Source organism: Streptomyces sp. NPDC041205, from assembly GCF_055591765.1.
Genome location: NZ_JBVIZH010000012.1, coordinates 207,804 through 233,022, shown reverse-complemented (window position 1 = coordinate 233,022; position 25,219 = coordinate 207,804). Strand labels below are relative to the sequence as shown.

At 71.6% G+C, this 25,219-nt stretch carries 22 protein-coding genes; 11 read left to right on the top strand and 11 right to left on the bottom strand.

The window, feature by feature from the left end:
• Positions 1–42 precede the first annotated feature (42 nt).
• Positions 43–1,167: a DNA integrity scanning diadenylate cyclase DisA gene (disA, locus tag ACZ6BG_RS35635; protein WP_030361002.1), complete on the top strand. Its 1,125-nt coding sequence runs from the start codon at positions 43–45 to the stop codon at positions 1,165–1,167.
• 150 nt (positions 1,168–1,317) lie between these two features.
• On the opposite strand, the gene ACZ6BG_RS35630 is transcribed toward disA, so the two are convergent.
• Positions 1,318–2,166 (bottom strand): hypothetical protein, encoded by an 849-nt coding sequence (locus ACZ6BG_RS35630; RefSeq protein WP_469009480.1) that lies wholly within the window; start codon positions 2,164–2,166, stop codon positions 1,318–1,320.
• A gap of 238 nt (positions 2,167–2,404) precedes the next feature.
• Here ACZ6BG_RS35630 and ACZ6BG_RS35625 point away from each other — a divergent pair, with 238 nt between their 5' ends.
• Positions 2,405–3,328, top strand: coding sequence for a phosphatase PAP2 family protein (locus ACZ6BG_RS35625; protein WP_469009479.1), 924 nt, complete (start codon positions 2,405–2,407; stop codon positions 3,326–3,328).
• A gap of 32 nt (positions 3,329–3,360) precedes the next feature.
• Here the strand turns inward: ACZ6BG_RS35625 and ACZ6BG_RS35620 are convergent, their stop codons facing one another.
• Entirely contained in the window at positions 3,361–4,041 is a 681-nt protein-coding gene (locus ACZ6BG_RS35620) for a response regulator (protein WP_469009543.1), read from the bottom strand.
• On the bottom strand, positions 4,038–5,612 hold the full coding sequence (locus ACZ6BG_RS35615) for a sensor histidine kinase (protein ID WP_469009477.1): 1,575 nt from the start codon (positions 5,610–5,612) through the stop codon (positions 4,038–4,040). Before ACZ6BG_RS35615 ends, ACZ6BG_RS35620 begins: the two co-directional genes overlap by 4 nt.
• 126 nt (positions 5,613–5,738) lie before the next feature.
• Between ACZ6BG_RS35615 and ACZ6BG_RS35610 the strand changes: the two genes are divergently transcribed.
• The 5 genes from ACZ6BG_RS35610 (at position 5,739) to cseC (ending at position 10,526) form a co-directional block, all read left to right on the top strand.
• Complete coding sequence (locus ACZ6BG_RS35610; RefSeq protein WP_469009475.1) at positions 5,739–6,671, top strand: HhH-GPD family protein; 933 nt, start codon at positions 5,739–5,741, stop codon at positions 6,669–6,671.
• Positions 6,672–6,962: 291 nt separating this feature from the next.
• Positions 6,963–7,520, top strand: coding sequence for a SigE family RNA polymerase sigma factor (locus ACZ6BG_RS35605; RefSeq protein WP_030361008.1), 558 nt, complete (start codon positions 6,963–6,965; stop codon positions 7,518–7,520).
• 59 nt (positions 7,521–7,579) lie between these two features.
• A complete protein-coding gene (locus tag ACZ6BG_RS35600; protein ID WP_469009472.1) occupies positions 7,580–8,167 on the top strand; it encodes a hypothetical protein in 588 nt (195 codons plus the stop codon).
• A 92-nt stretch (positions 8,168–8,259) separates the two neighbouring features.
• Positions 8,260–8,973 carry a two-component system response regulator CseB gene (cseB, locus tag ACZ6BG_RS35595; RefSeq protein WP_469009470.1) on the top strand — a complete coding sequence of 238 codons (714 nt, stop codon included), beginning with the start codon at positions 8,260–8,262 and terminating at the stop codon, positions 8,971–8,973.
• Between the two features lie 32 nt (positions 8,974–9,005).
• Entirely contained in the window at positions 9,006–10,526 is a 1,521-nt protein-coding gene (gene cseC, locus ACZ6BG_RS35590) for a two-component system sensor histidine kinase CseC (RefSeq protein ID WP_469009468.1), read from the top strand.
• Positions 10,527–10,650: 124 nt separating this feature from the next.
• Here cseC and ACZ6BG_RS35585 read toward each other — a convergent pair whose 3' ends face one another.
• Both ACZ6BG_RS35585 and ACZ6BG_RS35580 read right to left on the bottom strand, forming a co-directional pair.
• Positions 10,651–11,139 carry a helix-turn-helix domain-containing protein gene (locus tag ACZ6BG_RS35585; RefSeq protein ID WP_469009540.1) on the bottom strand — a complete coding sequence of 163 codons (489 nt, stop codon included), beginning with the start codon at positions 11,137–11,139 and terminating at the stop codon, positions 10,651–10,653.
• A 122-nt stretch (positions 11,140–11,261) separates the two neighbouring features.
• Positions 11,262–12,863 (bottom strand): MDR family MFS transporter, encoded by a 1,602-nt coding sequence (locus ACZ6BG_RS35580; protein WP_469009466.1) that lies wholly within the window; start codon positions 12,861–12,863, stop codon positions 11,262–11,264.
• Positions 12,864–12,990: 127 nt separating this feature from the next.
• Here ACZ6BG_RS35580 and ACZ6BG_RS35575 point away from each other — a divergent pair, with 127 nt between their 5' ends.
• Entirely contained in the window at positions 12,991–13,575 is a 585-nt protein-coding gene (locus ACZ6BG_RS35575) for a TetR/AcrR family transcriptional regulator (protein ID WP_469009463.1), read from the top strand.
• A gap of 73 nt (positions 13,576–13,648) precedes the next feature.
• On the opposite strand, the gene ACZ6BG_RS35570 is transcribed toward ACZ6BG_RS35575, so the two are convergent.
• A complete protein-coding gene (locus tag ACZ6BG_RS35570; RefSeq protein WP_469009459.1) occupies positions 13,649–14,329 on the bottom strand; it encodes a M23 family metallopeptidase in 681 nt (226 codons plus the stop codon).
• A gap of 347 nt (positions 14,330–14,676) precedes the next feature.
• On the opposite strand from ACZ6BG_RS35570, the gene ACZ6BG_RS35565 reads away from it, so the two are divergent.
• Together ACZ6BG_RS35565 and ACZ6BG_RS35560 are read left to right on the top strand one after the other, a co-directional pair.
• Positions 14,677–17,424, top strand: coding sequence for an NACHT domain-containing protein (locus tag ACZ6BG_RS35565; protein ID WP_469009457.1), 2,748 nt, complete (start codon positions 14,677–14,679; stop codon positions 17,422–17,424).
• 97 nt (positions 17,425–17,521) lie between these two features.
• Complete coding sequence (locus ACZ6BG_RS35560) at positions 17,522–18,163, top strand: DUF1016 N-terminal domain-containing protein (protein WP_469009455.1); 642 nt, start codon at positions 17,522–17,524, stop codon at positions 18,161–18,163.
• Here ACZ6BG_RS35560 and ACZ6BG_RS35555 read toward each other — a convergent pair.
• Complete coding sequence (locus ACZ6BG_RS35555) at positions 18,113–19,567, bottom strand: condensation domain-containing protein (RefSeq protein WP_469009452.1); 1,455 nt, start codon at positions 19,565–19,567, stop codon at positions 18,113–18,115. The genes ACZ6BG_RS35560 and ACZ6BG_RS35555 overlap by 51 nt on opposite strands.
• Before the next feature lie 263 nt (positions 19,568–19,830).
• Positions 19,831–22,353: an ATP-dependent Clp protease ATP-binding subunit gene (locus tag ACZ6BG_RS35550; protein ID WP_030361019.1), complete on the bottom strand. Its 2,523-nt coding sequence runs from the start codon at positions 22,351–22,353 to the stop codon at positions 19,831–19,833.
• A 466-nt stretch (positions 22,354–22,819) separates the two neighbouring features.
• Here ACZ6BG_RS35550 and ACZ6BG_RS35545 point away from each other — a divergent pair, with 466 nt between their 5' ends.
• Positions 22,820–23,503 (top strand): SCO3374 family protein, encoded by a 684-nt coding sequence (locus ACZ6BG_RS35545; RefSeq protein WP_469009450.1) that lies wholly within the window; start codon positions 22,820–22,822, stop codon positions 23,501–23,503.
• On the opposite strand, the gene ACZ6BG_RS35540 is transcribed toward ACZ6BG_RS35545, so the two are convergent.
• The 3 genes from ACZ6BG_RS35540 to ACZ6BG_RS35530 all read right to left on the bottom strand — a co-directional run bounded on the left by ACZ6BG_RS35540 (position 23,482) and on the right by ACZ6BG_RS35530 (position 25,143).
• Positions 23,482–23,820, bottom strand: a complete 339-nt coding sequence (locus ACZ6BG_RS35540) for a histone-like nucleoid-structuring protein Lsr2 (RefSeq protein WP_030361021.1) — start codon at positions 23,818–23,820, stop codon at positions 23,482–23,484. The genes ACZ6BG_RS35545 and ACZ6BG_RS35540 overlap by 22 nt on opposite strands.
• 225 nt (positions 23,821–24,045) lie before the next feature.
• Positions 24,046–24,639, bottom strand: coding sequence for an amino-acid N-acetyltransferase (locus ACZ6BG_RS35535; protein WP_469009445.1), 594 nt, complete (start codon positions 24,637–24,639; stop codon positions 24,046–24,048).
• 9 nt (positions 24,640–24,648) lie between these two features.
• Positions 24,649–25,143: a BlaI/MecI/CopY family transcriptional regulator gene (locus ACZ6BG_RS35530; RefSeq protein ID WP_469009441.1), complete on the bottom strand. Its 495-nt coding sequence runs from the start codon at positions 25,141–25,143 to the stop codon at positions 24,649–24,651.
• Positions 25,144–25,219: the final 76 nt, after the last annotated feature.

The window sequence follows — 25,219 nt, the reverse complement described above, 5'->3', positions numbered from 1 at the left end:
GTGTGGGGGAGGGCTTGGACAACCTGCGACCGGAGGAGTGCAGTGGCAGCCAACGACCGGGCAGCGGTTCCCGGCAAGCCCGGTGGAGGCTCCGGTGCCGACGGGCTGATGCGCGCCTCCCTGAGCGCGGTCGCGCCGGGCACGGCCCTGCGCGACGGCCTGGAGCGGATCCTCAGAGGCAACACGGGCGGGCTCATCGTGCTCGGCTCGGACAAGACCGTCGAGTCGATGTGCACGGGCGGCTTCGTCCTCGACGTCGAGTTCACCGCCACGCGCCTGCGTGAGCTGTGCAAGCTCGACGGCGGCATCGTGCTCGACAAGGACATCACGAAGATCCTGCGCGCGGGCGTGCAGTTGGTCCCGGACCCGACCATCCCCACGGAGGAGACGGGCACCCGGCACCGCACCGCGGACCGGGTCAGCAAGCAGGTCGGCTTCCCCGTCGTGTCGGTCTCGCAGTCCATGCGCCTGATCGCGCTCTACGTGGACGGGCAGCGCCGCGTCCTTGAGGACTCGGCGGCGATCCTGTCACGTGCCAACCAGGCCCTCGCCACCCTGGAGCGGTACAAGCTCCGCCTCGACGAGGTCGCGGGCACGCTGTCCGCCCTGGAGATCGAGGACTTGGTGACGGTCCGGGACGTCACCGCGGTCGCCCAGCGCCTGGAGATGGTGCGGCGCATCGCCAAGGAGATCGCCGAGTACGTGGTCGAGTTGGGCACGGACGGCCGCCTCCTGACCCTCCAGCTCGACGAGTTGATCGCGGGCGTGGAGCCCGAGCGCGAGCTGGTCGTCCGGGACTACGTGCCGGAGCCCACGGCCAAGCGCTCGCGCACCGTGGACGAGGCGCTGGCCGAGCTGGACTCCCTCACCCATGCCGAGCTGCTCGAACTGCCCACCGTGGCACGGGCGTTGGGGTACACGGGCTCCCCGGAGACGCTGGACTCCGCGGTGTCGCCGCGCGGCTTCCGGCTGCTCGCAAAGGTGCCCCGGCTGCCCGGCGCCATCATCGACCGGCTCGTCGAGCACTTCGGCGGCCTGCAGAAGCTCCTCGCCGCGAGCGTCGACGACCTCCAGACGGTGGACGGGGTCGGGGAGGCGCGGGCGCGGAGTGTCCGCGAGGGGCTCTCGCGGCTCGCGGAGTCGTCGATCCTGGAACGGTACGTGTAGCCGTCCGGCTCGGTTCACGACGGGGCTCCCACCCCCACCCGCGGGTGGGGGACGCCCGCGGGCTGGAGACACCCGCGGGTGGGGGACGCCCGCAGGTGGGGGACATCCCCCGGGCAGGCGGGAGACGCCCCCGGCGGGAGCGCCCCCGCCCTAGTCCTTCGTCAGCAGGAACGACGCCTGGTCGCTGCCCAGGCCCGCCGCCCGCGCCTCCACCAGGTACGTGCCCGGCTTCGCGCCGCCCGCGGGCGGCGTCGCGCACTGCGGGGCGCTGGCCTTGCGGTCCCACTCCAGGGAGTGCGTCACATGGCCGTTCGCGGGCACCTTGAACAGCAGGGTCGCCGCGGCCCCGGGGCAGTCGTTCGAGGACCACATCGCGTCGTCCGCCCCGGCCAGGGTGATCGTCACGACGGTGCCCTTGCCGCCGAGGTCGACCTTGCAGGCCTTCCCGCCGCTGTTGACGGCGGTCAGCTCCAGCTCCGGCTTCTGCCCGGGCGCGTACGAGTTCCGCACGCTGCGCAGCTTCAACTTGACCGCGCCGGGCGTGCAGTCGGCGAGGGAGGACCCGGCCGGGAGCCGCGCGCCCGACCCGCCGCCGCCCTTCGCGTCGCCCGAGCCGCCCGAGCCGCCCGAGCCGCCCGAGCCGCCGGAGTCGCCCTCGGAGTCCCCGCCGGAGCCCGAGCCGCCGGAGCCCTTGGAGTCGCCGGAGTCGCCGGAGTCGCCGGAGCCGTCGCCTCCGCCGTCCCCCTCGCCCTCCGACTCGTCCCGGCCGCCCGGGTGTTCGCTGATCGCGGGCCCGGAGCCGGAGGGTCCAGGCGTGATGGACGTCGCGGGGCCGTTGCCCGACGGACCGTCAGCGCCGTTGTCCCCGCCGCCTCCGCCCGAGGCTAGGGCCCATACGACAAGCAGCAAGAGGAGTCCGACGACGGACAGCAGGACGGCCCTCCGACGCCAGTAGATGGAGGAGGGAAGCGGCCCGATCGGATTGCGCAGAGATCCCACGCCCAAACCTTACGAGAGAACCGGGCGTTGTCCTGCCCCACCCGCCGCCTCAGGCCACAACTTTTGCGGATCATCATCCCGGACAGGCCCGCCCGACGGCCCTCGGACACCCCCGCGGCGGCCCCTCGCCACTCCCCCGACGGCCCCTCGACGGCGCCCACCCCTGACTTTCGTCAGGTCCACGATGCGCCCATCGCCGGATGTGACGGTGCCGGACCACTGCGTACGGTCCGGAATCATGGACACCATGGATTCTTCCGGCCTCTACCTAGACGTCACCGAATTCGCCCATGACACCCCGTCGTGGGTGCGGCACCTCGCGGAGGTGTGGACGGAACTCGGTCTGCTGCTCTTCGGCGTGCTGTTCGTCGTGGCCTGGTGGCGGGCGCGGCGCGGGGACCCGCGTGCCGTCGCGGTGGCGGTCCTCGCGCCGCTCGGCACGGCCCTCGCGTACGTCATCAGTGAGACCGTGAAGTCCTTCATCGAGGAGGAGCGGCCGTGCCGGGCGGTGTCCGGCGCGCTCAAGCCGCTCGTGGAGTGCCCGCCGCACGGCGACTGGTCGTTCCCGAGCAACCACTCGACGATCGCGGGCGCCGCCGCCGTGGGCCTCGCCCTCGCCTGGCCCCGGATCGCCGCCCTGACCCTGCCGATGGCGGTACTCATGGCGTTCTCGCGGGTGTTCGTGGGCGTGCACTACCCGCACGACGTGGCCGTCGGCCTGGTCCTCGGCGCGGTCGTGGCGTTCCTCGCGGTCAAACTCGCCGCCCGGCCCGTGGCACGGATCACGGAGACGATGCGGGGGTCGCGGACCGGCGTGGTCAGGTGGTTCGCGGGCGAGGGCACGCGCCCGGCGACCGCTCCGGCCGCGGGGGCCGGGCAGTACGTGCCGCCGCAGTCCGGCCCGTACGAGAACTCGCTGCCGTACCGGCCCGCGCGCGCCGAGCAGCCCCAGGAGCAGACGATGACGCTGCGCCGCCACCAGGACGCGTACCAGGACACGTACCAGGATCCCTATCAAGGGCAGGGCGGCTACCAGGGGCAGCAGGGACAGGACGCGTACCAAGCGCAGGACGCGTACCAAGCGCAAGGCTCGTACCAAGGGCACGGCCCCTACGGCCAGCAGCCGCAGTACCGGCCCCAGGGCCCCGACCCCCGGTCCTGATACGGGAGTTCGGCGCCCTCACCCCAGCGCCCTCACCCCGGCGCCGGCTCCCCCGCGCCGTCGTCCGTCACCAGGCCCGCCTCGTACGCGACGACCGCCGCACGGACGCGGTTCTTGACCTCCAGGCGGTCGAGGACCGCGCTGACGTACGCCTTGACCGTGCCCTCCACCAGGTGGAGGCGCGCGGCGATCTCCGGGTTGGACAGGCCCGCGCCGACCAGGCCGAGCACCTCGCGCTCACGGGGCGTCAGAAGCGCGACGCGGGCGCGCGCTTCGGCTCCGCGCGCCAGTCGGCGGGCGCCGAAGCCGTCGATGACCTGCCGCGCCACCCGCGGCGAGAGGAACGCGGCGCCGCCCGCCACCGCCCGTACGCCCGCGATGAGTTCGTGCGGGTCGCCGGACTTCAGCAGGAAGCCGGTGGCGCCGCCGCCGAGCGCCCGGGCCACGTACGCGTCCTCGGAGAACGTCGTGAGCATGGCGACCGCCGTGCCCGGCAGGGTCCGTACGATCTCCTCCCCCGCCGCCAGGCCGTCGAGGCGTGGCATCCGGATGTCCAGGAGCGCCACGTCGGGGCGGTGCGCCCGGGCCAGTTCGACCGCCTCGCGGCCGTCGGCGGCCTCCGCGACCACCTCGATGTCGGTGCCCGCCGCGAGGATGGCGCTCACGCCCGCGCGGATCATCGCCTCGTCGTCCGCGAGCAGGACCCTGATCACCGCGCCCACGCCGCCTCCCGCCGCATGCTCCGGTCCGCGCCCGCCTTGGGGATCACTGTCTTGTCCACCAGCCTTCCGTCGTCGAAGCAGAGCCTGAAGTGCGTGAGGGAGGTGAAGAGCTCCCCGCTGGAGCGGTAGTAGCGGCAGTCCGCGCCCGGGGGCGGCGGGGTCGGCGCGCGCTCCACCGGCGGGTCCGTGACGCTCCGGTCCGGGAGCACGGCGGCGACCTCGGACCGCGGCTGGCCCACGCGCAGGGCCGCGTAGTCGGCGGGCCGCAGGACGGAGTGCGTCTTCGTGTACGCGTACCAGGTGAACGCCCCCGCGACGAGCACGGTGCCGATGGCGACGGCGGCGCCGAAGGTGAGGGCGGTGCGGCGGCGGGCGTGGGCGAGGAGGGTGCCCGGGGGCGGGGGCGTCGGCTCGGGCGCCCCCGGACCGGGTGCCGCTCCGGCCACCGGCAGGCTCGCCCGGACGCGGAACCCGCCGCCCCGCGGACCCGCCGTCAGCGTGCCGCCGCCCGCCGCGACCCGGGCCCGCAGGTCGGCCAGGCCCGAGCCGCCCTCCGGCGGGGCCTGCCGGGGTGGATCGCCGTGCGGGGGCGGGCCGTTGGTGACCTCGATCGTCGTGGTGGCGCCGGTGCCGGTGGCCGTGACGGTGACCGGGGCGCCCGGCGCGTACTTCGCGGCGTTGGTCAGGGCCTCCTGGACCACGCGGTACGCGACGCGCCCGGCGCCGGCGGACGCCTCGGTGCCGTCGTCCTCGTACCGCACGGGAAGGCCCGACTCCGCCGCCCGCGCGACCAGTTGCGCCACCGTCTCGCCGGGCGGGGCCAGCGGGGCCGTCTCGTCGCCCTCGTCCCGGAGCACGCCGATGATCTCGCGCAGCCGGTCGGTGGCCGTCGCGGCGGCTTCGCGCAGGTCGGACGCGGCGGCCCGGTGGTGGGCGGGGAGGTCGGCGGCCACCTGGAGGGCGCCCGCGCGGACCGCGATCAGGCTCAGTTCGTGGCCGAGGGAGTCGTGCATGTCCTGGGCGATGCGGGCGCGTTCGCGCAGCCGGGCCCGGTCGGCGACGATGCGCTGCTCGCGCTCCAGCTGGTCGGCGCGCGCCCAGCCCGCGGCGGCCAGCTCCCGGCCCTGGCGCCAGTAGCGGCCCGCGAGCCAGGGGAAGACCACGCCGAACAGCAGCGTGCCCATGAGCACGAGCCACTCCACGACCGGGTCCACGTCCCGGACCAGGATCCTGACCGTGCCCGCCGCCCAGACCGCCGCGAAGGCGAGCAGCGCCGGGCGGGCGCGGGTGCCGTGCCGGCCGAGCAGCAGCGCAAGGACGGCGAGGGCCGGGCCGTACGAGACCGAGAACAGGGCGGGGGCGGTGAGAGCGAGGGCGGCGGCGAGGAGGAAGGCGGTGGCCGGGCGGGCACGCCAGGTCGCCGTGGCCGCGGCCAGGACCGCGAGGCCCGCGCACTGGGCCCACAGCGGGCGGGGCTCGTTCAGCCCGATCGCGTCGGCGCTCACCGCGGGCACGGCGAGGGCCGCCCAGAGGGTGACGTCCAGCGTGCGGGGGCTCTTCACCCCCTCGACGGTACGTGCCGCGGGGTGGCCGCCGCCCCTGCCGATCGTCAGGTCTCCCCGCCCCGCCAGGGGCGCCAGCCGTGCCGTTGGCGCGTACCCCACCGCCACCATGGCAGGATCGTCGGCATGCCGACCGCCCTCGCCGCCGATCTCGTCAGCGCCGGCACTGCCGACGCCCGTTCGCTGGACGAGCAGTTCCACTCCCCTGTCATCGCCTGGTTCGAGGCCAACGCGCGTGATCTGCCGTGGCGGCGGGAGGATGCCGGGCCCTGGGGGGTCATGGTCAGTGAGTTCATGCTGCAGCAGACGCCGGTGAGCCGGGTGCTCCCCGTGTACGAGCAGTGGCTGGCCCGCTGGCCGCGCCCCGCCGACCTGGCCAAGGAGGCGCCCGGGGAGGCCGTGCGCGCCTGGGGGCGGCTCGGGTATCCGCGGCGGGCGCTGCGGCTGCACGGGGCGGCCGTCGCCATAACGGAGCGGCACGGCGGCGACGTACCGGCGCAGCACGCGCAGTTGCTCGCGCTGCCCGGCATCGGCGAGTACACCGCCGCGGCCGTCGCCTCGTTCGCGTACGGGCAGCGGCACGCCGTGCTCGACACCAATGTGCGGCGCGTGTTCGCGCGCGCCGTGACCGGCGTGCAGTACCCGCCGAACGCCACCACCGCGGCCGAGCGCAAGCTGGCCCGCGCGCTGCTGCCCGAGGACGAGCGCACCGCGTCCCGCTGGGCCGCCGCCTCCATGGAGCTGGGCGCGCTGGTGTGCAGCGCCAAGAACGAGAACTGCGCGCGCTGTCCGCTGGCCGCGCAGTGCGCCTGGCTGGCGGCCGGGAAGCCCGCGCACGAGGGGCCCGCCCGCCGCGGCCAGACGTACGCGGGCACCGACCGCCAGGTCCGCGGCAAGCTCCTCGCGGTGCTGCGCGAGGCCGTCTCGCCGGTGCCGCAGTCCGCGCTCGACCGGGTGTGGGACGAGCCGGTGCAGCGGGGCCGCGCGCTGGACGGCCTGGTCTCCGACGGCCTGGTGGAGCCGCTGCCGGACGGGTACTACCGGCTGCCGCTGACCTGACGTCTGCCGGGCCCGGCCTTCACATCACAGCCCGCTGACAGGAAACAGCGACGAAACCGGCGACAAAAAGGGCATCCACGCCCACACCCGCCTGCTGGTTTACGTCCGGCCTACTTCTGTTACACAACCTACGTACAGCCGTGCGTCCGCCGCTGGCTGCTCCGCACAACGCCGTGACACGCCCTCCGTAACTTCTTACCCGTACCGCACAGGCAAGGGATCAGCGGTCGAGAGGCACCCGGGAATCGGCCGGGGGCAGCCGGGGATGAACGGGATCGGAGGCGGTTGGGTATGGCGCACGGCGAGGTGCTCGAGTTCGAAGAGTACGTCCGCACTCGGCAGGACGCCCTGCTGCGCAGCGCCCGGCGGCTCGTCCCTGACCCGGTCGACGCCCAGGACCTGCTGCAGACGGCGCTCGTACGGACCTACGGCCGCTGGGACGGCATAGCCGACAAGCGGCTCGCGGACGCCTACCTGCGCCGCGTCATGATCAACACGCGGACCGAGTGGTGGCGCGCCCGCAAGCTCGAAGAGGTGCCCACCGAGCAGCTGCCGGACGCCTGCGTCGACGACTCCACGGAGCAGCACGCGGACCGCGCCCTGCTGATGGACATCATGAAGGTGCTCGCCCCCAAGCAGCGCAGCGTCGTGGTGCTGCGACACTGGGAGCAGATGTCCACCGAGGAGACGGCCGCCGCACTCGGCATGTCGGCCGGCACGGTCAAGAGCACGCTGCACCGCGCGCTCGCACGGCTCCGCCAGGAGCTGGAGAGCCGTGCCGCCGACGAGTCGGCAGGGCCTGCTGCGCGGATGTTCGAACGTGAGGAGCGGGAGCGTTGCGCGGCCTGAGTGCCCGGACCGGACCAGCAGGCCGGGACACGAAAGAGTGGAAGGCGGGGAGTGCGGCGGTGGCCGTGCTCGCCGCCCTCGGCCTTTCGCTCGCCGTGACCGGCTGCTCCACGGGCGGCTCCGGCACCCGCGACGAGGGCCCGGCACACGTCGGCGCCGTGCCGTCCACCGCTCCGTCGGCCGCCCCGTCGCCGACCCCGAAGAGCGTCGACGCGGTCCAGCTCGTCAAGGACGACCCGAAGGTCAGCCTGGCCGTCAAGCGCGACCTGAAGCCGTGCGCCGCCGACGAGTACCCGGTCGACGTCGCCTACGGCAACCTGACCGGAGCAGCGTCGGACGACGTCGTCGTGAACGTCCTGACCTGCGGCGACAGGGTGGGCATCGGCAGTTACGTGTATCGCCCCGACGGCAAGAAGTACGAGAATGTCTTCGCCGACGAGCAGCCGCCCGTGTACGCCGAGATCGACCGCGGCGACCTGGTCCTCAGCAAGCAGCTGTTCGGCAAGGACGGCTCGGTGGCGGACCCGACGGGAGAAGAGATCATCACCTACCGCTGGTCGACGAGCCACTTCACCGAGCAGAACCGCACCCGCAACAACTACAGCACCACGGCGGACGGCGAGACGTCCAAGCCGTCGTCGGACTGACACACGGACCTGACCGCCACCCGAGCCCGGGCCGCCCCCGGCCCCCGGACCCCCGACCGCCCCTGAACCGAGACCGGAACTGAGAGCACCCGATGGCAGAACACACCCATGTCCTGTTCGTCGAGGACGACGACGTCATCCGCGAGGCCACGCAACTCGCCCTGGAGCGCGACGGCTTCGAGGTCACCGCCATGCCCGACGGCCTGTCGGGCCTCGAGGCGTTCCGGGCGGACCGGCCCGACATCGCCCTGCTCGACGTGATGGTGCCCGGCCTCGACGGCGTCAGCCTCTGCCGCCGCATCCGGGACGAGTCGACGGTGCCGGTGATCATGCTGTCGGCGCGGGCGGACTCCATCGACGTCGTCCTCGGCCTGGAGGCGGGCGCCGACGACTACGTGACCAAGCCGTTCGACGGCGCCGTCCTGGTGGCCCGCATCCGCGCCGTCCTTCGGCGCTTCGGGCACGCCAGCGGCCCCGGCTCGGCCGCGCCCGCCGCCGAGCGGGGCCAGAGCCCCGACGGCGGCGTGCTGAGCTTCGGCGACCTGGAGATCGACACCGAGGGCATGGAGGTGCGCCGGGGCGGCGAGCCCGTCGCGCTCACGCCGACGGAGATGCGGCTGCTCCTGGAGTTCTCCTCCGCGCCCGGCACCGTGCTGTCCCGCGACAAGCTCCTCGAGCGCGTCTGGGACTACGGCTGGGGCGGCGACACGCGCGTCGTCGACGTGCATGTGCAGCGGCTGCGGACGAAGGTGGGGCAGGACCGCATCGAGACGGTCCGCGGGTTCGGATACAAGCTCAAGGCGTGAGCTCGCGGCGTGGGGGGACACAGGGGTCTGCCATGGGCAGGGGCATGAACGGGGCGCGGTCCGCGTCCGGCGAGGGGGCGCGGGCCCGGTTCGCGTCCGGTGACGGGCCGCGGGGGCGGCTGCGAGGGCTGCGGGCGCGGCTGCGGCGGCCGGGCGGGCCACGCGGACCGCGCGGACCGCGGGACCTGTCGTGGCCGGAGCGGCTGCGGTCGCTGGTCGGCGCCCGGCTGCGCACCGGCGTGCGCTGGAAGATCGCCGCCGCCATCGGCCTGGTCGGCGCGCTCGTCGCGGTGGCGCTGAGCCTCGTCGTGCACAACGCCGCCTGGGTGTCGATGCTCGACAACGCCCGCGACCTCCAGGACGAGCGCGTCCAGATCGCCCAGCGCAACTACGAGGCGCGCCGCACGACCAACGCCATCTACGGCACCAAGATCGACGACCCGCAGCTCCCGAAGGAACTGCGGCAGAAGGTCCTCACCGGCCGCCGCGCCACCTTCGTGCAGGAGCACGGCGACGGCGTGCCCGACATCTGGGGCGCCGTGCCGCTCAGCGACGGCCACGTCCTCTCGGTGCACAGCCGCTTCGCCGACCGCAACACCACGATCATGAAGGACCTCGACCAGGCCCTCGTCATCGGCTCCATCACGGTCGTCTTCGGCGGCTGCGCGCTCGGCGTGCTCATCGGCGGCCAGATAGCCCGGCGCCTGCGCAAGGCGGCGACGGCCGCGGGCGAGCTGGCCCAGGGCAACACCGACGTGTCCGTACGCGACGCCATCGGCGGGTACGTCCGCGACGAGACCGACGACCTCGCCGAGGCCGTGGACGCCATGGCCGACGCGCTCAAGCAGCGCCTCGAAGCCGAGCGCCGGGTCACCGCCGACATCGCGCACGAGCTGCGCACCCCCGTGACCGGGCTGCTCACCGCCGCCGAGCTGCTGCCGCCGGGGCGGCCGACCGAGCTGGTCAAGGACCGGGCGCAGGCCATGCGCACGCTCGTCGAGGACGTACTGGAAGTGGCCCGCCTCGACTCCGCGTCCGAGCGGGCCGAGCTGCAGGACATCACGCTCGGCGAGTTCGTCAGCCGCCGCATGGCCCTGCTGAGCCACGACGTGCGGGTGACGATCGTGCACGAGTCGGAGGTCACCACCGACCCGCGCCGTCTGGAACGCATCCTCGGCAACCTCGTCGCCAACGCCGCCAAGCACGGCAAGCCGCCCATCGAGGTCAGCGTCGAGGGCCGGGTGGTCCGGGTGCGCGACCACGGCCCCGGCTTCCCCGAGACGCTGCTCGCCGAGGGCCCCTCCCGCTTCCGCACCGGCTCCGCGGACCGGGCGGGGCGTGGGCACGGCCTGGGCCTGACGATCGCGGCCGGGCAGGCACGGGTGCTCGGCGCCCGCCTCACCTTCCGCAACATCCGGCCGCCGGGGGCCTCGCCGGAGGAGGCCGCCGAGGGGGCGGTGGCGGTCCTGTGGCTGCCGGAGCACGCGCCGACCAACACCGGGAGCTATCCGATGCTGCAACTGCCGGAGAAGCCCGCGAAGTGGCAGAAGTAGCCGACCGGGGTTGAGCCGGTCCGGGGAAGCCCGGTGCGCGGACCGTGCGCCGAAGGGGCGCGGGGAACCGCGCGACCAGCCACGACGCACCCGCGGGTGGCATACCGGACTTCCAGTGGAGCGCTCAGCAGCCCCAGTCCTTGTCCAGGTCGAGGTCGCCCTCGCGCTCCTGGGTGAACGAGAACCAGTTGCCGGAGTCGTCGCGGAAGATCGCCTCCACTCCGTACGGACGCTCCTGCGGCTCCTGGAGGAACTCCACGCCGCGCGCCTTCAGCTTCTCGTAGTCCCCGTGGACGTCGTCCGTGCGCAGCGCGGCGCCGCGCCCCACGTGCTCGGCGCGGTACTCGCTCGGGGTGAGGCCGGTCTGGCGCTTGAAGGACGACGAGAACGTGCCGACGCTGGTGAAGCCGACCAGCATGCAGATGTCCGTCACGGAGAGGTCGGCCGAGCGGAGCATGTCCTCGGCCCGCTCGATGCGGCGGCGCGACAGATACTGCCCGGGCGTCTCCCCGTACGCCTCCTTGAAGGCGCGCAGGAAGTGATGGCGCGAGTAGCCCGCGTGGGCGGCGACCGCGGTCAGGTCGAGGGCGGGGTCGGCCCAGTCGCGGTCCATCGCGTCCTTGGCGACGCGGAGCCGGCGGAGTCTCTCCACGCCTTCGATGCTGGCACGCGGCACTGACAACGGCCCCCCGGCACCGAAGTGCCGGGGGGCCGCGGACCGGGCGGACCAGCGGGTCAGACGGCCTCTGCAACCGGCTCCCGCTCGCCGCGCGCGGAGTCCCCATCCGCGTCACCGGCCGGCTTCTTGTCCGCGGGGGCCGCGCCCCGCAGCGGCGTCTCCTTCACGAAGAACGCGGCGATCAGCGCGGCCGCGGCCATCGCGGCGGCGAGCAGGAACGCCACGTGCGTACCGGCGGACACCGCGTGCTGGTAGGCCTCCCGCGCCGCCTCCGGGAGCTTGGCGAGGCTCGCCGCGTCCAGTTGGGCGGAGTGCTCGGTGACCTTGGCGACGCCGCCGCCCCCGGCCTCGGCCATCTCGTCCTGGACGCGGTTGTTGAACAGGGCGCCCATGATCGCGACACCGAAGGACGAGCCGAGGGTGCGGAACAGCGTTGCCGAGGACGAGGCGACGCCCATGTCCTTCATCTCGACGCTGTTCTGCGCGACCAGCATGGTGATCTGCATCAGGCAGCCCATGCCGGCGCCGAGCACGGCCATGTAGGTCCCGGTCGTGACGCGCGAGGTGTCGGTGTCCATCTGCGCGAGCATGAAGAGCCCGACGGCCATCAGGACGCTGCCGGCGATCGGGAACACCTTGTACTTGCCGGTGGCGGTGGTGAACCGCCCCGCGACCATGGAGACCGCCATCATCGCGAGCAGCATCGGCATCAGGAGCAGCCCGGAGTTGGTGGCCGACGCGCCCTGTACGGCCTGCTGGTAGAGCGGCAGGAAGAGCATCGCGCCGAACATCACGAAGCCGGTGAGGAAGCCGATCACGGACATCAGGGAGAAGTTGCGGCTGCGGAAGATGTGCAGCGGCATGACCGGCTCGGCGGCCTTCTGCTGGACGAACCAGAAGCCGACGAGGGCGGCGGCGCCGAGCCCGATCAGCTCCATGATCACGGCCGAGCCCCAGGCGTACTCCGTACCGCCCCAGGTGGTGACGAGGACGAACGAGGTGATGCCGATGGTCAGCAGCGCGGCGCCGAGGTAGTCGATGCGGCCCTCGGCGCGCTTCTTCGGCAGGTGCAGCACGGCGCTCACCATGAACAGGGCGACGATGCCGAGCGGCAGGTTGATGTAGAAGGCCCAGCGCCAGCCGAGGTGGTCGGTGAGGGTGCCGCCGACGAGCGGACCGCCGATCATCGCGACCGCCATCACGCCGGTCATCATGCCCATGTACTTGCCGCGCTCCCGCGGCGGCACCAGTTCCCCGATGATCGCCATGACGCCGACCATCAGGCCGCCCGCGCCGAGCCCCTGGATCGCCCGGAAGCCGATGAGCTGCCCCATGTCCTGGGCGAGTCCGCTGAGCGCGGAGCCGACCAGGAAGATCACTATGGAGGCGAGGAAGGCGCCCTTGCGCCCGTACATGTCGCCGATCTTGCCCCAGATCGGGGTGGAGGCCGCGGTCGCGAGGGTGTACGCGGTCACGACCCACGACAGGTGCTCCAGGCCGCCGAGGTCACCGACGATCGTCGGCATCGCGGGGGCCACGATCATGTTGTCGAGCATCGCGAGCAGGATCGCGACCATCAGCGCGAAGATCACCACCCGTACGCTGCGTGGCCGCGGCTCGGCCGCCGCGCCCTGGTCCGTCACCGATTTCCCTGCCATGGTCACCACTCCCCGCTACTTACTTGCCGCCCGGCAAGTTGGCTACAGTAGGGGAAAGTAGACCCCTAACTAGCCGGGCGTCAAGTAAGTTCTGGCGGTGCCGGGGAGAAGTGCGAGGATCGCCACCATGAGCAGCACAGGCAGGCAGCGGCGCCGCGGGGACACCCGCCAGCGCATTCAGGACGTGGCGCTCGAACTCTTCGCCGAGCAGGGGTACGAGAAGACCTCACTGCGCGAGATCGCGGAGCGCCTGGATGTCACGAAAGCGGCCCTGTACTACCACTTCAAGACCAAAGAGGACATCCTCACCAGCATCTTCGACGATCTGACGCGGCCCATCGACGAGCTGATCGTCTGGGGCAAGGAGCAGCCGCGCACGCTGGAGACCAAGCGCGCGATCCTGACCCGCTACAGCGAGATCCTCACCGACGCCGCCCCGCTCTTCCGCTTCATGCAGGAGAACCAGGCGACGATGCGCGACCTGAAGACGGGTGAGAGCTTCAAGGACCGGATGCTCCAACTCCTGGAGATCCTCAGCCACGACGACCCGTCGACGCCGATGACCGCGCAGGTGCGCTGCTTCAGCGCGCTGTTCACCATGCACGGCGGCATGTTCGTCCTGAAAGGCAACGATGGCGACCCCGAGGAGAAGCGGAAAGCCATCCTCGAAGTCGCCATCGATCTGGTGACCCAGGCGCACAACGGCACCTGAGCCGGGGCGTCACACGCGGGGGATCAGACGCGGACGCCCCGCTTACGCGGGCTCTGCTCGCGCGGGAACGGGGTCAGACGCGGACGCCCTGCCCACGCAGGAACGCGACCGGGTTGACGGCCGAGCCGTAGTTCGGCGTCGTGCGGATCTCGAAGTGCAGGTGCGGGCCGCTGGAGTTGCCGGTGTTGCCGGACAGGGCGATGCGCTGGCCGGTGGTGATGGCCTGGCCCGGGCGGACCTCGACCTTCGACAGGTGCGCGTACTGCGAGAACGTGCCGTTGGCGTGCTTGATCACCACGGCGTTGCCGTACGCGGGGCCGTCACCGGCGCCGTTGCCGCCGGCCTTGACGACGGTACCGGCGTGCACGGCCTTGACGACGGTGCCGACCGGCACGGCGAAGTCCTGGCCGGAGTGCTTGTGGGACCACATGTTGCCGCCGAGGCCGAAGCTCGCGGACAGGCGGTAGTTGTCGACCGGGTCCTGCCAGGCGGCGGCCTTCTTCGCGGCGGCCAGCTTGGCCCGCTCGGCCTTCTTCGCCACGGCCTGCTTCGCCTGCTCGGCGGCCTTGGCCTGGGCGACGGCCTGCGCGCCCACGGAGGACGCGGTCACGGACCGCTCCCCGCCCTTGGTGTCGGCGGCGGCCGCGATCCCGGCTCCGAGCACCGTCGTGACGCCGACACCGGCGGCGACGACGGCCGCCCGGGTGCGACGCAGGGACGGGCCGGAATGGTGGGACTTGGCGCGCTTCGACATGGGGGAACCTCCGGGGCAAGGCAGGGGGACGGCGGCACGGGGCGTACCGGCTGTACGGGGGTGCTGCGGGCAAAAGGGAATCCGGCACGCTCACTGCGCATGCCGGACGGCCATCCCTTGGTAACCCCCACCCCGTCCCGGCCCCAAAACGCCCCTCTACTAGCGGCGGCCGTACCGGGGCCCGCCCGCGACGGCCGCCGAAGCCGCCGGTTCCAGGCCGAAAGTCCCGTCCGGGCGGCCGAAAAGCACCACTAATCCGCCTCGTATGTGATGTATGCCCTGTGCGTCATGTCACCGGAGCGGAAGATCCACCACCCGCGGATGTGACGCCCACTACGCTCTCGGCCATGGATCCCGCGGCCATTGGCGTCCGTATCGCGTCCGGTGTCGTCACCCCGCTGATCAGGAAGCTCTTCGTACGACCCGGGCCGGGCGCGGGCCTGGTGGCGGAGCCCGTACGGATCGACGCCCTGGTGTCCTTCCGCGGCGAGCGGCGCGACCTCGCCGAGCAGGACGTGCGCCGCCTCGTCACCGCCCTGGTCCGCCAGGCCGTGCGCACCGGCGAGCGCCCCCTCCCCCACGACGAGGAGGAAGCCGTCGGCCACGCCCTGACCCGGACGCTGCTCGCCCTCGGCACCCTCACCCTCACCGACGCGGAGGCGGTGTCCCTGGGCCACGAGGAGCTGGCGGCCAGGCTGCGGCGGGCGGACGGGGACGCGACCCGGGACCTCTCGGCGGACGCCGCCCACCTCCACCAGCGCCTTCTCGACACGGCCTGCCTGCACATCCTGAACTTCTTCACCCAGCGGTCCACGTTCGTCGCCCGCACCCTCGTCGAGCAGAGCCGCCGCCAGGCGGAACTCATAGTCAAAGTGGACGAGCTGATCGCCCGGGACCCCCTCCCCGGCGCGCGGGACGCGGCCTTCGAGCAGCGGTACCTCGCGTACATCGCGAAGAAGCACGGCAAGCTCACGATCTTCGGCATCGACCTCGCCGACTCGCCCGGCAAGTGGCCCCTGGACGCGGCCTATCTGAGCCTGACCGCCACCGAGCACGGACGGCACCTGGGCGACGTCCGGGTCGGAGACGACTGGCACCAGGTCTTCGAGGCCCACCTCGACCCGGCGCCCCGCCCCGCCGACGAGGCCCTCGCCACCCACGACCGGGTGCTCCTGCGCGGCGAGGCGGGCTCCGGCAAGACCACCCTGATCCAGTGGCTCGCGGTCTCCGCGGCCCGCCAGGACCCGGGCTCGGGCGAGGGGCGCATGGCCTACCTCCACGACCGCGTCCCCTACGTCCTGCCCCTGCGCACCCTCACCCGCCACGGCGAGCGCCTCCCCGCCCCCAAGGACTTCCTGTCCGCCGTCGGCTCCCCCCTCGCGGGCACGCAGCCCGACGGCTGGGAGGCCCGCGTCCTGACCTCGGCCCGCGCCCTGGTCCTGGTCGACGGCATCGACGAGGTCCCCGACGGGGAGCGCGCCCGCACCCGCGCGTGGCTCGCGGACCTGATCGAGGCCTACCCCGGCAACCGCTGGCTGGTGACGTCCCGGCCCTCCGCCGTCCGGGAGGACTGGCTCACCGACGAGGACTTCACCGAGCTGACGCTCGCGCCGATGAGCGGCGCGGACGTGACCGCGTTCATCCGGCGCTGGCACACGGCGGCGGCGACGGGCGCGGAGGACGACCTGGCCCTGCGCGCGTACGAGTCCCAGCTCCTCGAAGCCGTGCGGACCAAGCCCGACCTGGGTCTGCTCGCCACCAACCCGCTGATGTGCGGCCTCGTCTGCGCCCTGCACCGCGACCGCCGCGGCTTCCTCCCCCTCGGCCGCAAGGACCTCTACACGGCCGCCCTGTCCATGCTCCTGATCCGCCGCGACCGCGAACGCCACATGGCCGTGCCCGAACTCCGCGAGGAGCCCCAGCTCCAGCTCCTCCAGCGGCTCGCGTACTGGCTGATCCGCAACGGCCGTACGGCGATGGACCGCACGCGCGCCACCACGATCATCGGCGACGCGCTGCCCGCCGTACCGGAACTCGCCGCCCTGGGCGACGCGGAGGCCGTCTACACCCACTTCCTCCACCGCAGCGGTCTGCTCCGCGAACCCGGCCCGGGGACGGTCGAGTTCGTGCACCGCACCTTCCAGGACTTCCTGGGCGCGCGGGCCGCGGTGGAGGAGGGCGACTTCGGCGTACTCGCCGGGCACGCGGCGGACGACCAGTGGGAGGACGTCATCCGCATGGCGGTGGCGCAGGCCCGGCCGCGGGAACGGGCGGAGTTGCTGGGGGACTTGCTGGCGCGGGGGGATTCCTACGCCGATGGCTCCCCCGCCCGCAAGCGGGCGCACCTCCTCGCCGCGGCCTGCCTGGAGCACGCGGCGGAGCTGGCCCCGGCGGTGCGGGCGGAGGTGGAGCGGAGGACGGCTGAGCTGATTCCGCCGCGGACAACCGTGGACGCGCGGGAGTTGGGGGCGGTGGGGCCGGTGGTCCTTGATCTGCTGCCGGGCCTTGAGGGCCTGAGCGAGGAGGAGGCGCGGCTTGTCGCGGTCGCGGCGACCCATGTCAACTCGGAGGCGGCGATCCCGCTCCTCGCCCGGTACGCGGACGACCCCAACTACGGCGTGCGCAGACAGCTGATCTGGGGCTGGAGCCGCTTCGACTGCCGGTCGTACGCGGACGCCGTGATCAGCAAGCTCGACGACGACAGTACGTACTTCACGCTCCGCACGGACGAGCAGGTCGAAGAGTTCTTGAGGCTCGGCCTGCGCACCAGGCTCCTGGACATCCGCGAGTCGGTGTCGGGCAAGGCCGCGTCCCGCCTGCTCACCGGGTGCGAAGACACCTCCCTGATCCTCGCGGCCACGCACCTCGGCACCCTGTCCGCACACGTCGACGGCCCCGGCCACGCGCCGTCCGGACCATCCCTGCCCGGCGTCACGGAGCTGATCCTCAGAGGTGTGGACAAGGCGGGCCTGGAAACGATCGACGTGGAACGCGTCCAGACGCTCTTTCCCCGCCTCGGCCGCCTGCTCGTCCCGGCCCCTTGGGATGGCCAAGTCCGTTCATCGCCCGTCGATTTCACGGTCGAGCCGTACTGAGCCCCCCGACCCGAACACCCACCCCACCCCCACACGTTCGGATGATCCACCCCCGATCCCCCTCCCGGACCCCACCCCCCGAGCGACCCTCGACCCCATGCGCAAGGACACCGACACCATGGCCTCCGCCCCACCGGACCCCGTCCCGTCGGCGTACGACGACTTGTTGGCGCAGGCCGGCGGCGGCGTCGCGGCCGCGCACACGCGTGCTCAGCGGGCCGTGAACGCCGAGCTGGTGCAGGCTTACTGGCAGATCGGCAGGCTTCTCCTGGCCCGGCAGGAGCGGGTGGGCCAGGAGGAGGCGGGCCGGGACACGGACCTCGTGGCGCGCCTCGCCGCCGACCTGAAGGCGGCCCACCCGACCCAACGCGGCTTCTCCCGGCGGAACCTGACGCACATGCGCAAGCTGGCCCGCACCTGGCCGGGCCAGATCGCGCAGCGCCCCGTCGCGCAGCTCCCCTGGGGCCACATCACCGTCCTGATGGAGCGCCTGGAGACCCGCGCGGAGCTGGAGTTCTACGCCGTCGAGGCGGTCCGGCACGGCTGGTCGCGCGCCGACCTGGACCGGGCGATCCGCGAGCACCGGCACCGCACGCGGGCGGGTGCCCCGCTGGACCTGGACGTGACGCTCCCGGAGGGCTCCCCCGCGCTCGCGGAGCTGGCCGGGGACCCGTTCCGCCTGGACTTCCTACGTCTCGACGGACACGGTGTCGACGCGGCGGGGGCGGGGCACCGTTGAGCCACCGCCGGCCCGCGCGCCGTGGCGGGCCACGGCGACGACGGTTTCCCGCAGCCGCTCGACGTACAGCCGCATGTTCTTGGCCGCGAGGTCGGTGTCCGGGTAGCGGCCCGCGAACTGCAGGCCCTCGTGGAGCCGGTTGACCCAGGCGCACGCCTTGTCCCCGTACGACACCCTGACCAGGCCGTACGCCTTCAGCTCGGCCCAGCGCGCGGAGCCGACGATGCTCCGGGCGTCCACGAACGAGACGATCGAGTACAGGTCGGACGACGTCGGCCGGAACTCCGAGCCGAGCAGCCGCAGGACCCGGGCGATGGGCATCCGCGCCAGTGACCTGTTGGCCCGCAGCTCCCCGCGCACACAGTGCAGGGCGCTCTCGAAGTCACGCGCCCGCGCCGCGGGAACCTCGATGGGCGCGCCACCGACGTACCAGCCCACGGAGTCCAGCCACTGCGACTTCACGCGGGTGTGGAACGGCACGATCGTGCGGTAGACGGGCTGCCCGCTGATCTCGTGGGCGATGAGACTGGTGGCGGCGAGGACGCCGACGAGGGTCCCGCCGAAGGGACGGCAGTACGCCTCGAACGCGGCGGCGTCGTCCGCGTCCACGAGCTTCTCCTGCATGAGTTTCTGGGTGGGCATCGGGGCGGCGGGATCAAGGCCGGGATCGACGGGGAATTCCGGCAGCTTTCCCCCGCACCGTTTGATGAATTCCCGCCACCGGTCGACGATCGCGTGCGTTCCGTCGATACGGTCCGCGTCCGCGCGCTCGCTCTCGCAGAAGTCGATGTAACTGCTGATCGGCGTCCGCTCCACAGTGCGGCCTTCCAGACCGGCCGCGTAAAGCTCATGGATCTCGGCGGGGATCCGCTGAAGGGAGTACGAGTCGACATTGCTGTGGTCGAACGCCAGGTACACGCTCGTGCAGTCCTCCCGCACCACCGCCGTGTAGAGGAAGTTCGGCCAGTTGAGCGCGTCCGCGACCACGTCGAAGCGGTCCTGGAGCCGCTGGACCAGTTTGTCCGCGTCGGGGAAGTCGCCGACGACTTCGCGGCGCAGCGACACGGCTTCGGCGGCGAAGGTGAACCGGCGCATCTCATCACCGACCCAGCGGAATCCGCTGCGCAGCGTCTCATGCCGGAGCGTCCAGTTCCGCAGGGCGTCCTGGAGTACGTCGAGATCGACGGCGCCCGGAATGTCGAAGGCCGTACCGAGCCAGGTCGGCACGAACAGTCCGTCCGCGCGCACGGCCCGCGCCGTCCGGACGTGGGACTCCTGGACGTACGCCGGTGGCCGGGAGTCGTCCGGCAGGTCGGCCGCCCGGTCGACCGTCGCCGGGTCGAGTGTCCATTCGACGAGTCGTCCTGGGCGTACCTCGCAGCGCTGGAGGTCGGTCATGCGCACTGGGCGTCTCCGTTCATCGGGCGTGGGGGGTTCGGGAACGCGCCCTCTGGGCCACAGCGGAAGCGTGCCGCTCGGGGCCCAACGAGATCCCCCACCGCCGGGAAACGCCGGACCGTGGAAGCCGTGGAAAACCGGAGTGTGGAAGCCGTGCACATACGTGGAGACCGTGGAAAGGCATGGAGACCGTGGAAACGCATGGGAAAAGGGGCTGCCCCGGACCGATTGCTCGGTCCGGGGCAGCCCCGCTGCGCGCCCTGTGCGGGCTACGCCTCCTTGCTCAGGTTCGGCCCGCCGCTGCCGGCGGACTCGATCGGCGGCACGTCCGGGAGCGCCGCCTTCTCCTCGCCGCGGAAGGTGAACGTGGCGTTCTCGCCCTCGCCCTCCGTGTCGACGACCACGATGTGGCCGGGGCGCAGCTCACCGAAGAGGATCTTCTCGGAGAGCGTGTCCTCGACCTCGCGCTGGATGGTGCGGCGCAGCGGCCGGGCACCCAGGACGGGGTCGTACCCCTTCTTGGCGAGGAGCTCCTTCGCGGACTGGGAGAGCTCGAGGCCCATGTCCCGGTCCTTCAGGCGCTCGTCCACCTTGCCGATCATGAGGTCGACGATCTCGAGGATGTCGCCCTGGCTCAGCTGCGGGAAGACGACGACGTCGTCCACGCGGTTGAGGAACTCGGGCCGGAAGTGCTGCTTGAGCTCGTCCGAGACCTTGTTCTTCATGCGCTCGTAGTTGGACTTCGTGTCGCCCTGGGCGGCGAAGCCCAGGTTGAAGCCCTTGGAGATGTCCCGCGTGCCGAGGTTGGTCGTCATGATGATGACCGTGTTCTTGAAGTCCACGACCCGGCCCTGGGAGTCGGTCAGACGACCGTCCTCCAGGATCTGGAGCAGCGAGTTGAAGATGTCCGGGTGGGCCTTCTCGACCTCGTCGAAGAGGACGACCGAGAACGGCTTGCGGCGGACCTTCTCCGTGAGCTGACCGCCCTCTTCGTACCCGACGTAGCCGGGGGGCGAGCCGAAGAGGCGCGAGACCGTGTGCTTCTCGCTGAACTCCGACATGTCGAGGGAGATCAGCGCGTCCTCGTCACCGAAGAGGAACTCGGCGAGGGCCTTGGACAGCTCGGTCTTACCGACACCGGACGGGCCCGCGAAGATGAACGAGCCACCGGGGCGCTTGGGGTCCTTCAGACCCGCTCGCGTACGCCGGATCGCCTTCGAGAGCGCCTTGACGGCGTCCTTCTGGCCGATGACGCGCTTGTGGAGCTCGTCCTCCATGCGCAGCAGCCGGGAGGACTCCTCCTCGGTCAGCTTGAAGACCGGGATGCCGGTGGCGGTCGCGAGGACCTCGGCGATCAGCTCGCCGTCGACCTCGGCGACGACGTCCATGTCGCCGGCCTTCCACTCCTTCTCGCGCTTGGCCTTGGCGGCCAGGAGCTGCTTCTCCTTGTCACGCAGGGAAGCGGCCTTCTCGAAGTCCTGGGAGTCGATGGCCGACTCCTTGTCGCGGCGGACGCCCGCGATCTTCTCGTCGAACTCGCGGAGGTCCGGCGGCGCGGTCATCCGGCGGATGCGCATCCGGGATCCGGCCTCGTCGATCAGGTCGATCGCCTTGTCCGGCAGGAAGCGGTCCGAGATGTACCGGTCGGCCAGGGTGGCGGCCTGGACCAGGGCCTCGTCGGTGATGGAGACGCGGTGGTGCGCCTCGTACCGGTCGCGGAGGCCCTTGAGGATCTCGATGGTGTGCGGCAGCGACGGCTCCGCGACCTGGATGGGCTGGAAGCGGCGCTCGAGAGCGGCGTCCTTCTCCAGGTGCTTGCGGTACTCGTCGAGCGTGGTGGCGCCGATGGTCTGGAGCTCACCGCGGGCCAGCATCGGCTTCAGGATGGAAGCCGCGTCGATCGCGCCCTCGGCGGCACCCGCGCCCACGAGCGTGTGCAGCTCGTCGATGAACAGGATGATGTCGCCGCGGGTGCGGATCTCCTTGAGGACCTTCTTCAGGCGCTCCTCGAAGTCACCGCGGTAGCGCGATCCTGCGACCAGGGCGCCGAGGTCCAGGGTGTAGAGGTGCTTGTCCTTGAGGGTCTCGGGCACCTCGCCCTTGACGATGGCCTGGGCGAGGCCCTCGACGACGGCGGTCTTGCCGACGCCGGGCTCACCGATCAGGACCGGGTTGTTCTTCGTGCGGCGGGACAGCACCTGCATGACCCGCTCGATCTCCTTCTCGCGCCCGATGACCGGGTCGAGCTTGGACTCACGAGCGGCCTGGGTGAGGTTCCGGCCGAACTGGTCGAGGACCAGGGACGTGGAGGGCGTGCCCTCGGCAGGACCGCCGGCGGTGGCGGTCTCCTTGCCCTGGTATCCGGAGAGCAGCTGGATGACCTGCTGCCGCACCCGGTTGAGATCGGCGCCCAGCTTGACCAGGACCTGGGCGGCGACGCCCTCGCCCTCACGGATCAGGCCGAGCAGGATGTGCTCCGTGCCGATGTAGTTGTGGCCCAGCTGAAGGGCCTCTCGGAGCGAGAGCTCCAGGACCTTCTTGGCACGGGGGGTGAAGGGGATGTGCCCGGACGGGGCCTGCTGCCCCTGCCCGATGATCTCCTCCACCTGCTGGCGGACCGCCTCGAGCGAAATCCCGAGGCTCTCCAGGGCCTTAGCGGCGACACCCTCACCCTCGTGGATCAGGCCCAGGAGGATGTGCTCGGTGCCGATGTAGTTGTGGTTGAGCATCCGGGCTTCTTCCTGAGCCAGGACGACAACCCGCCGCGCGCGGTCGGTGAACCTCTCGAACATCGTTAATCGCTCCTCAGAGCGGTCAGGCAGTAAGGGGACGCTCCCCTCCCTGTCCTTCCGCAGCTTAGTCCCGCAAGCGGGGACCGCTCATTCCAACTGCCGACACCCGTCCGGATCACCCTCACTACCGTAGGGAACGGTTCCTGACTCCAACGCCGACACATGCTCCAACCTGATGGTGCGAGACGATGTTCCCGCAGGCCAAGCAGATACCCTCGCCATCAGTACGCCGTTGGCGAACGTGAGACGCCTGAACGCTGCGTGTCGCCCCTCCCCACTAGGGATGTCTTACCCGTATGCACTGACACTCCATGCAGCGCGCACCGGTTCCCTCCGCTACGGGCGAACACCCTTGCGCTGCGAAGTACGCCATCACGCCCCCTTTTCTGCCACCGTACGCAGTCGCTACGGCACCCAGCGTGACGTGAGCCGTAACTCCAGTGTGCCCCGCGCTGTTGCTCCGAACATGGCCCTCAGCGTTCCTCACCCCAGGCCGCCGGCCGACCGGCGCGCGGCGCCGGATCCGGCGGGACGGCGTGTGCCGCGCCAGTGGGACGCGGCGGCGGCCGGATTCTGGGATCCGACGGCGGTGCGGTGCTGGTACGAGAACGGGCTCGGCTGGTCCGTGGCTCCCGGTCCGGACGTCCGGCTCATGACGGGGCTGCGTTTCGACGTACTGGAACTGCCCGCTCAGGCCGGTTTCGCGGCGCTGCGGCAACTGGGCCCGAAGGCACCCGTGGCTCTGCACGGGGAGACGATGCGGCTCCTGGTGGCCGCGGGCAGCGCGGACGAGCTGCCGGGGCTGCTCGACTGGCTGGAGTGGGGGGACATCCCCCTGGATCTCAGGGCGATCGGCGCGGGCGGTCTGATCGACGCGCCCGTCCCGCCCGGCACCGTCGGCCCGTCGGGGGCCGCCGTCTGGCTGCGGCCCCCCGAGCCCGGCCACGAGGTGGAGAGAACCCTGCCGTCACTGACGGCCCTGCCCGCCCTGGCGCCGAGCGCCGCTCTGGCCACGGACGGCAGCGGAACCGACCCCCATTCCGGCTCCGCCGCGGGCTCCGATCTCGTACGGCTCGTGGACACGGCGGCCACCGCGTGCCACCGGGTCCGGCTGCGGCGTGCGAGCAGTCAGCCGTTGGCCTTGTCGTAGGCCTCACGGATGGACGCCGGGACGCGGCCGCGGTCGTTGACCTCGAAACCGTTGTCCTTCGCCCAGGCGCGGATCGCCGCCGTGTCCTGGTTGCCGCCGCCCACGGCAGCGGCGCGCGCCTTGCCACGGCCGCTGGCACGGCCGCCGGTGCGGCGCCCGCCCTTGAGGTAGGGCTCAAGGAGACCGCGGAGCTTGTCCGCATTGGCGGTGGTGAGATCGATCTCGTACGACTTGCCGTCCAGCGCAAACGTCACGGTCTCGTCCGCCTCGCCGCCGTCGAGGTCATCGACAAGAAGGACCTGAACCTTCTGTGCCACCGGATTTCCTTTCATCGATAACTTCAGGGCCGGACCATGCGGGGTGAGCCGCCGAATCGCCGCCCCCTGTTATATGCAGCACTGCAGTACGTCGGAAAGCAAACCGCTTTTCCCGGAAAAACACAAACCCCTGGGAGAGACCGACTGCACGAGATCCCGGGAAACATGCGCGTTTCGGACATAGGGCACCTGGGCAGGTGACTGCCCGGAATACCTCGGTCACGATCACAGATGCAGAAGCATCCGGCTGTTGCCCAAGGTGTTCGGTTTCACTCGTTCGAGGCCGAGGAACTCGGCGACGCCCTCGTCATAGGAACGCAGCAGCTCGCTGTAGACATCAGTGTCGACGGTATCGACGGGCGTCTCGCCGATCTCCACGAAGCCGTGCTTGGCGAAGAAGTCGACTTCGAAGGTGAGGCAGAATACCCGCCGGACACCGAGCCAACGAGCGGTCTCAAGCAGCTTTCCGAGCAGCTGATGACCGACGCCCGCGCCCTTGACCTGTGGATTCACCGCGAGCGTCCGTACTTCGGCAAGGTCTTCCCACATCACGTGCAACGCGCCGCAGCCGACCACCGTCGTCCCATTGCCGTTGCCGTCCGCGCGTTCCGCGACCCAGAACTCCTGGATGTCCTCGTAAAGTGTGACGGTCGCTTTGTCGAGCAGGACACCCCCGCGGACGTACGAGTCCAGCAGGTCCCGGACGGCGGGTACATCGGCGGTGCGGGCCCTGCGCACGGAGACGCCATTTGCCGGGAGCGTGCCGTGCGCCCCGAGTTCGCCGGGCGCCGGGGGGAGTTCGTCGGGCTGTGCTGGCATGAGCGGACGCTATCGTTCGGGCCCGGACCCGGGGCCGCCGGGGTTCTCCGGCCCTTCCTGGCCTCCCGGGCCCCCCGGTCCACGTTTCGCCGCTTCGGCTTCGGCTTCGGCCTTGCGATCCGCTTCGTCTTCCCTGCGAACCGTGTCGCCTTCCACCATGCGAACGGCGTCGCTGAGCGCTTCCCGCTGCGACGGCGACATCATGCCGAAGAAGGCGACGAGAGCCGCCGCCGGGTTGTCACTCTGCGACCAGGCGTCGTTCATCAGTGCGGCGGCATACGCGGCCCGCGTGGAGACCGCCTCATATCGATAGGCCCGGCCTTCCGCTTCGCGGCGTACCCAGCCCTTCTGATGGAGATTGTCCAAAACGGTCATGACCGTCGTGTACGCGATGGACCGTTCCTGCTGAAGGTCTTCCAGGACTTCTCGAACGGTCACGGGGCGGTTCCACTTCCACACCCGCGTCATCACTGCGTCTTCGAGTTCTCCCAAGGGGCGAGGCACAGCTGAACAATAGTGGGCGAGGCCACTATTGGCGTGATGGACGTGGCATACCGGTCATTTCCGCAACAAAAAGGGC

Excerpts from the sequence above, each read along its gene's own strand:
- ACZ6BG_RS35625 (WP_469009479.1), top strand. The coding sequence starts at position 2,405 with ATGGACACCATGGATTCTTCCGGCCTCTACCTAGACGTCACCGAATTC.
- ACZ6BG_RS35610 (WP_469009475.1), top strand. The coding sequence starts at position 5,739 with ATGCCGACCGCCCTCGCCGCCGATCTCGTCAGCGCCGGCACTGCCGAC.
- ACZ6BG_RS35605 (WP_030361008.1), top strand. The coding sequence starts at position 6,963 with ATGGCGCACGGCGAGGTGCTCGAGTTCGAAGAGTACGTCCGCACTCGG.
- cseB (WP_469009470.1), top strand. The coding sequence starts at position 8,260 with ATGGCAGAACACACCCATGTCCTGTTCGTCGAGGACGACGACGTCATC.
- cseC (WP_469009468.1), top strand. The coding sequence starts at position 9,006 with ATGGGCAGGGGCATGAACGGGGCGCGGTCCGCGTCCGGCGAGGGGGCG.
- ACZ6BG_RS35585 (WP_469009540.1), bottom strand. The coding sequence starts at position 11,139 with ATGGACCGCGACTGGGCCGACCCCGCCCTCGACCTGACCGCGGTCGCC.
- ACZ6BG_RS35580 (WP_469009466.1), bottom strand. The coding sequence starts at position 12,863 with ATGGCAGGGAAATCGGTGACGGACCAGGGCGCGGCGGCCGAGCCGCGG.
- ACZ6BG_RS35575 (WP_469009463.1), top strand. The coding sequence starts at position 12,991 with ATGAGCAGCACAGGCAGGCAGCGGCGCCGCGGGGACACCCGCCAGCGC.
- ACZ6BG_RS35570 (WP_469009459.1), bottom strand. The coding sequence starts at position 14,329 with ATGTCGAAGCGCGCCAAGTCCCACCATTCCGGCCCGTCCCTGCGTCGC.
- ACZ6BG_RS35565 (WP_469009457.1), top strand. The coding sequence starts at position 14,677 with ATGGATCCCGCGGCCATTGGCGTCCGTATCGCGTCCGGTGTCGTCACC.
- ACZ6BG_RS35560 (WP_469009455.1), top strand. The coding sequence starts at position 17,522 with ATGCGCAAGGACACCGACACCATGGCCTCCGCCCCACCGGACCCCGTC.
- ACZ6BG_RS35550 (WP_030361019.1), bottom strand. The coding sequence starts at position 22,353 with ATGTTCGAGAGGTTCACCGACCGCGCGCGGCGGGTTGTCGTCCTGGCT.
- ACZ6BG_RS35545 (WP_469009450.1), top strand. The coding sequence starts at position 22,820 with ATGGCCCTCAGCGTTCCTCACCCCAGGCCGCCGGCCGACCGGCGCGCG.
- ACZ6BG_RS35535 (WP_469009445.1), bottom strand. The coding sequence starts at position 24,639 with ATGCCAGCACAGCCCGACGAACTCCCCCCGGCGCCCGGCGAACTCGGG.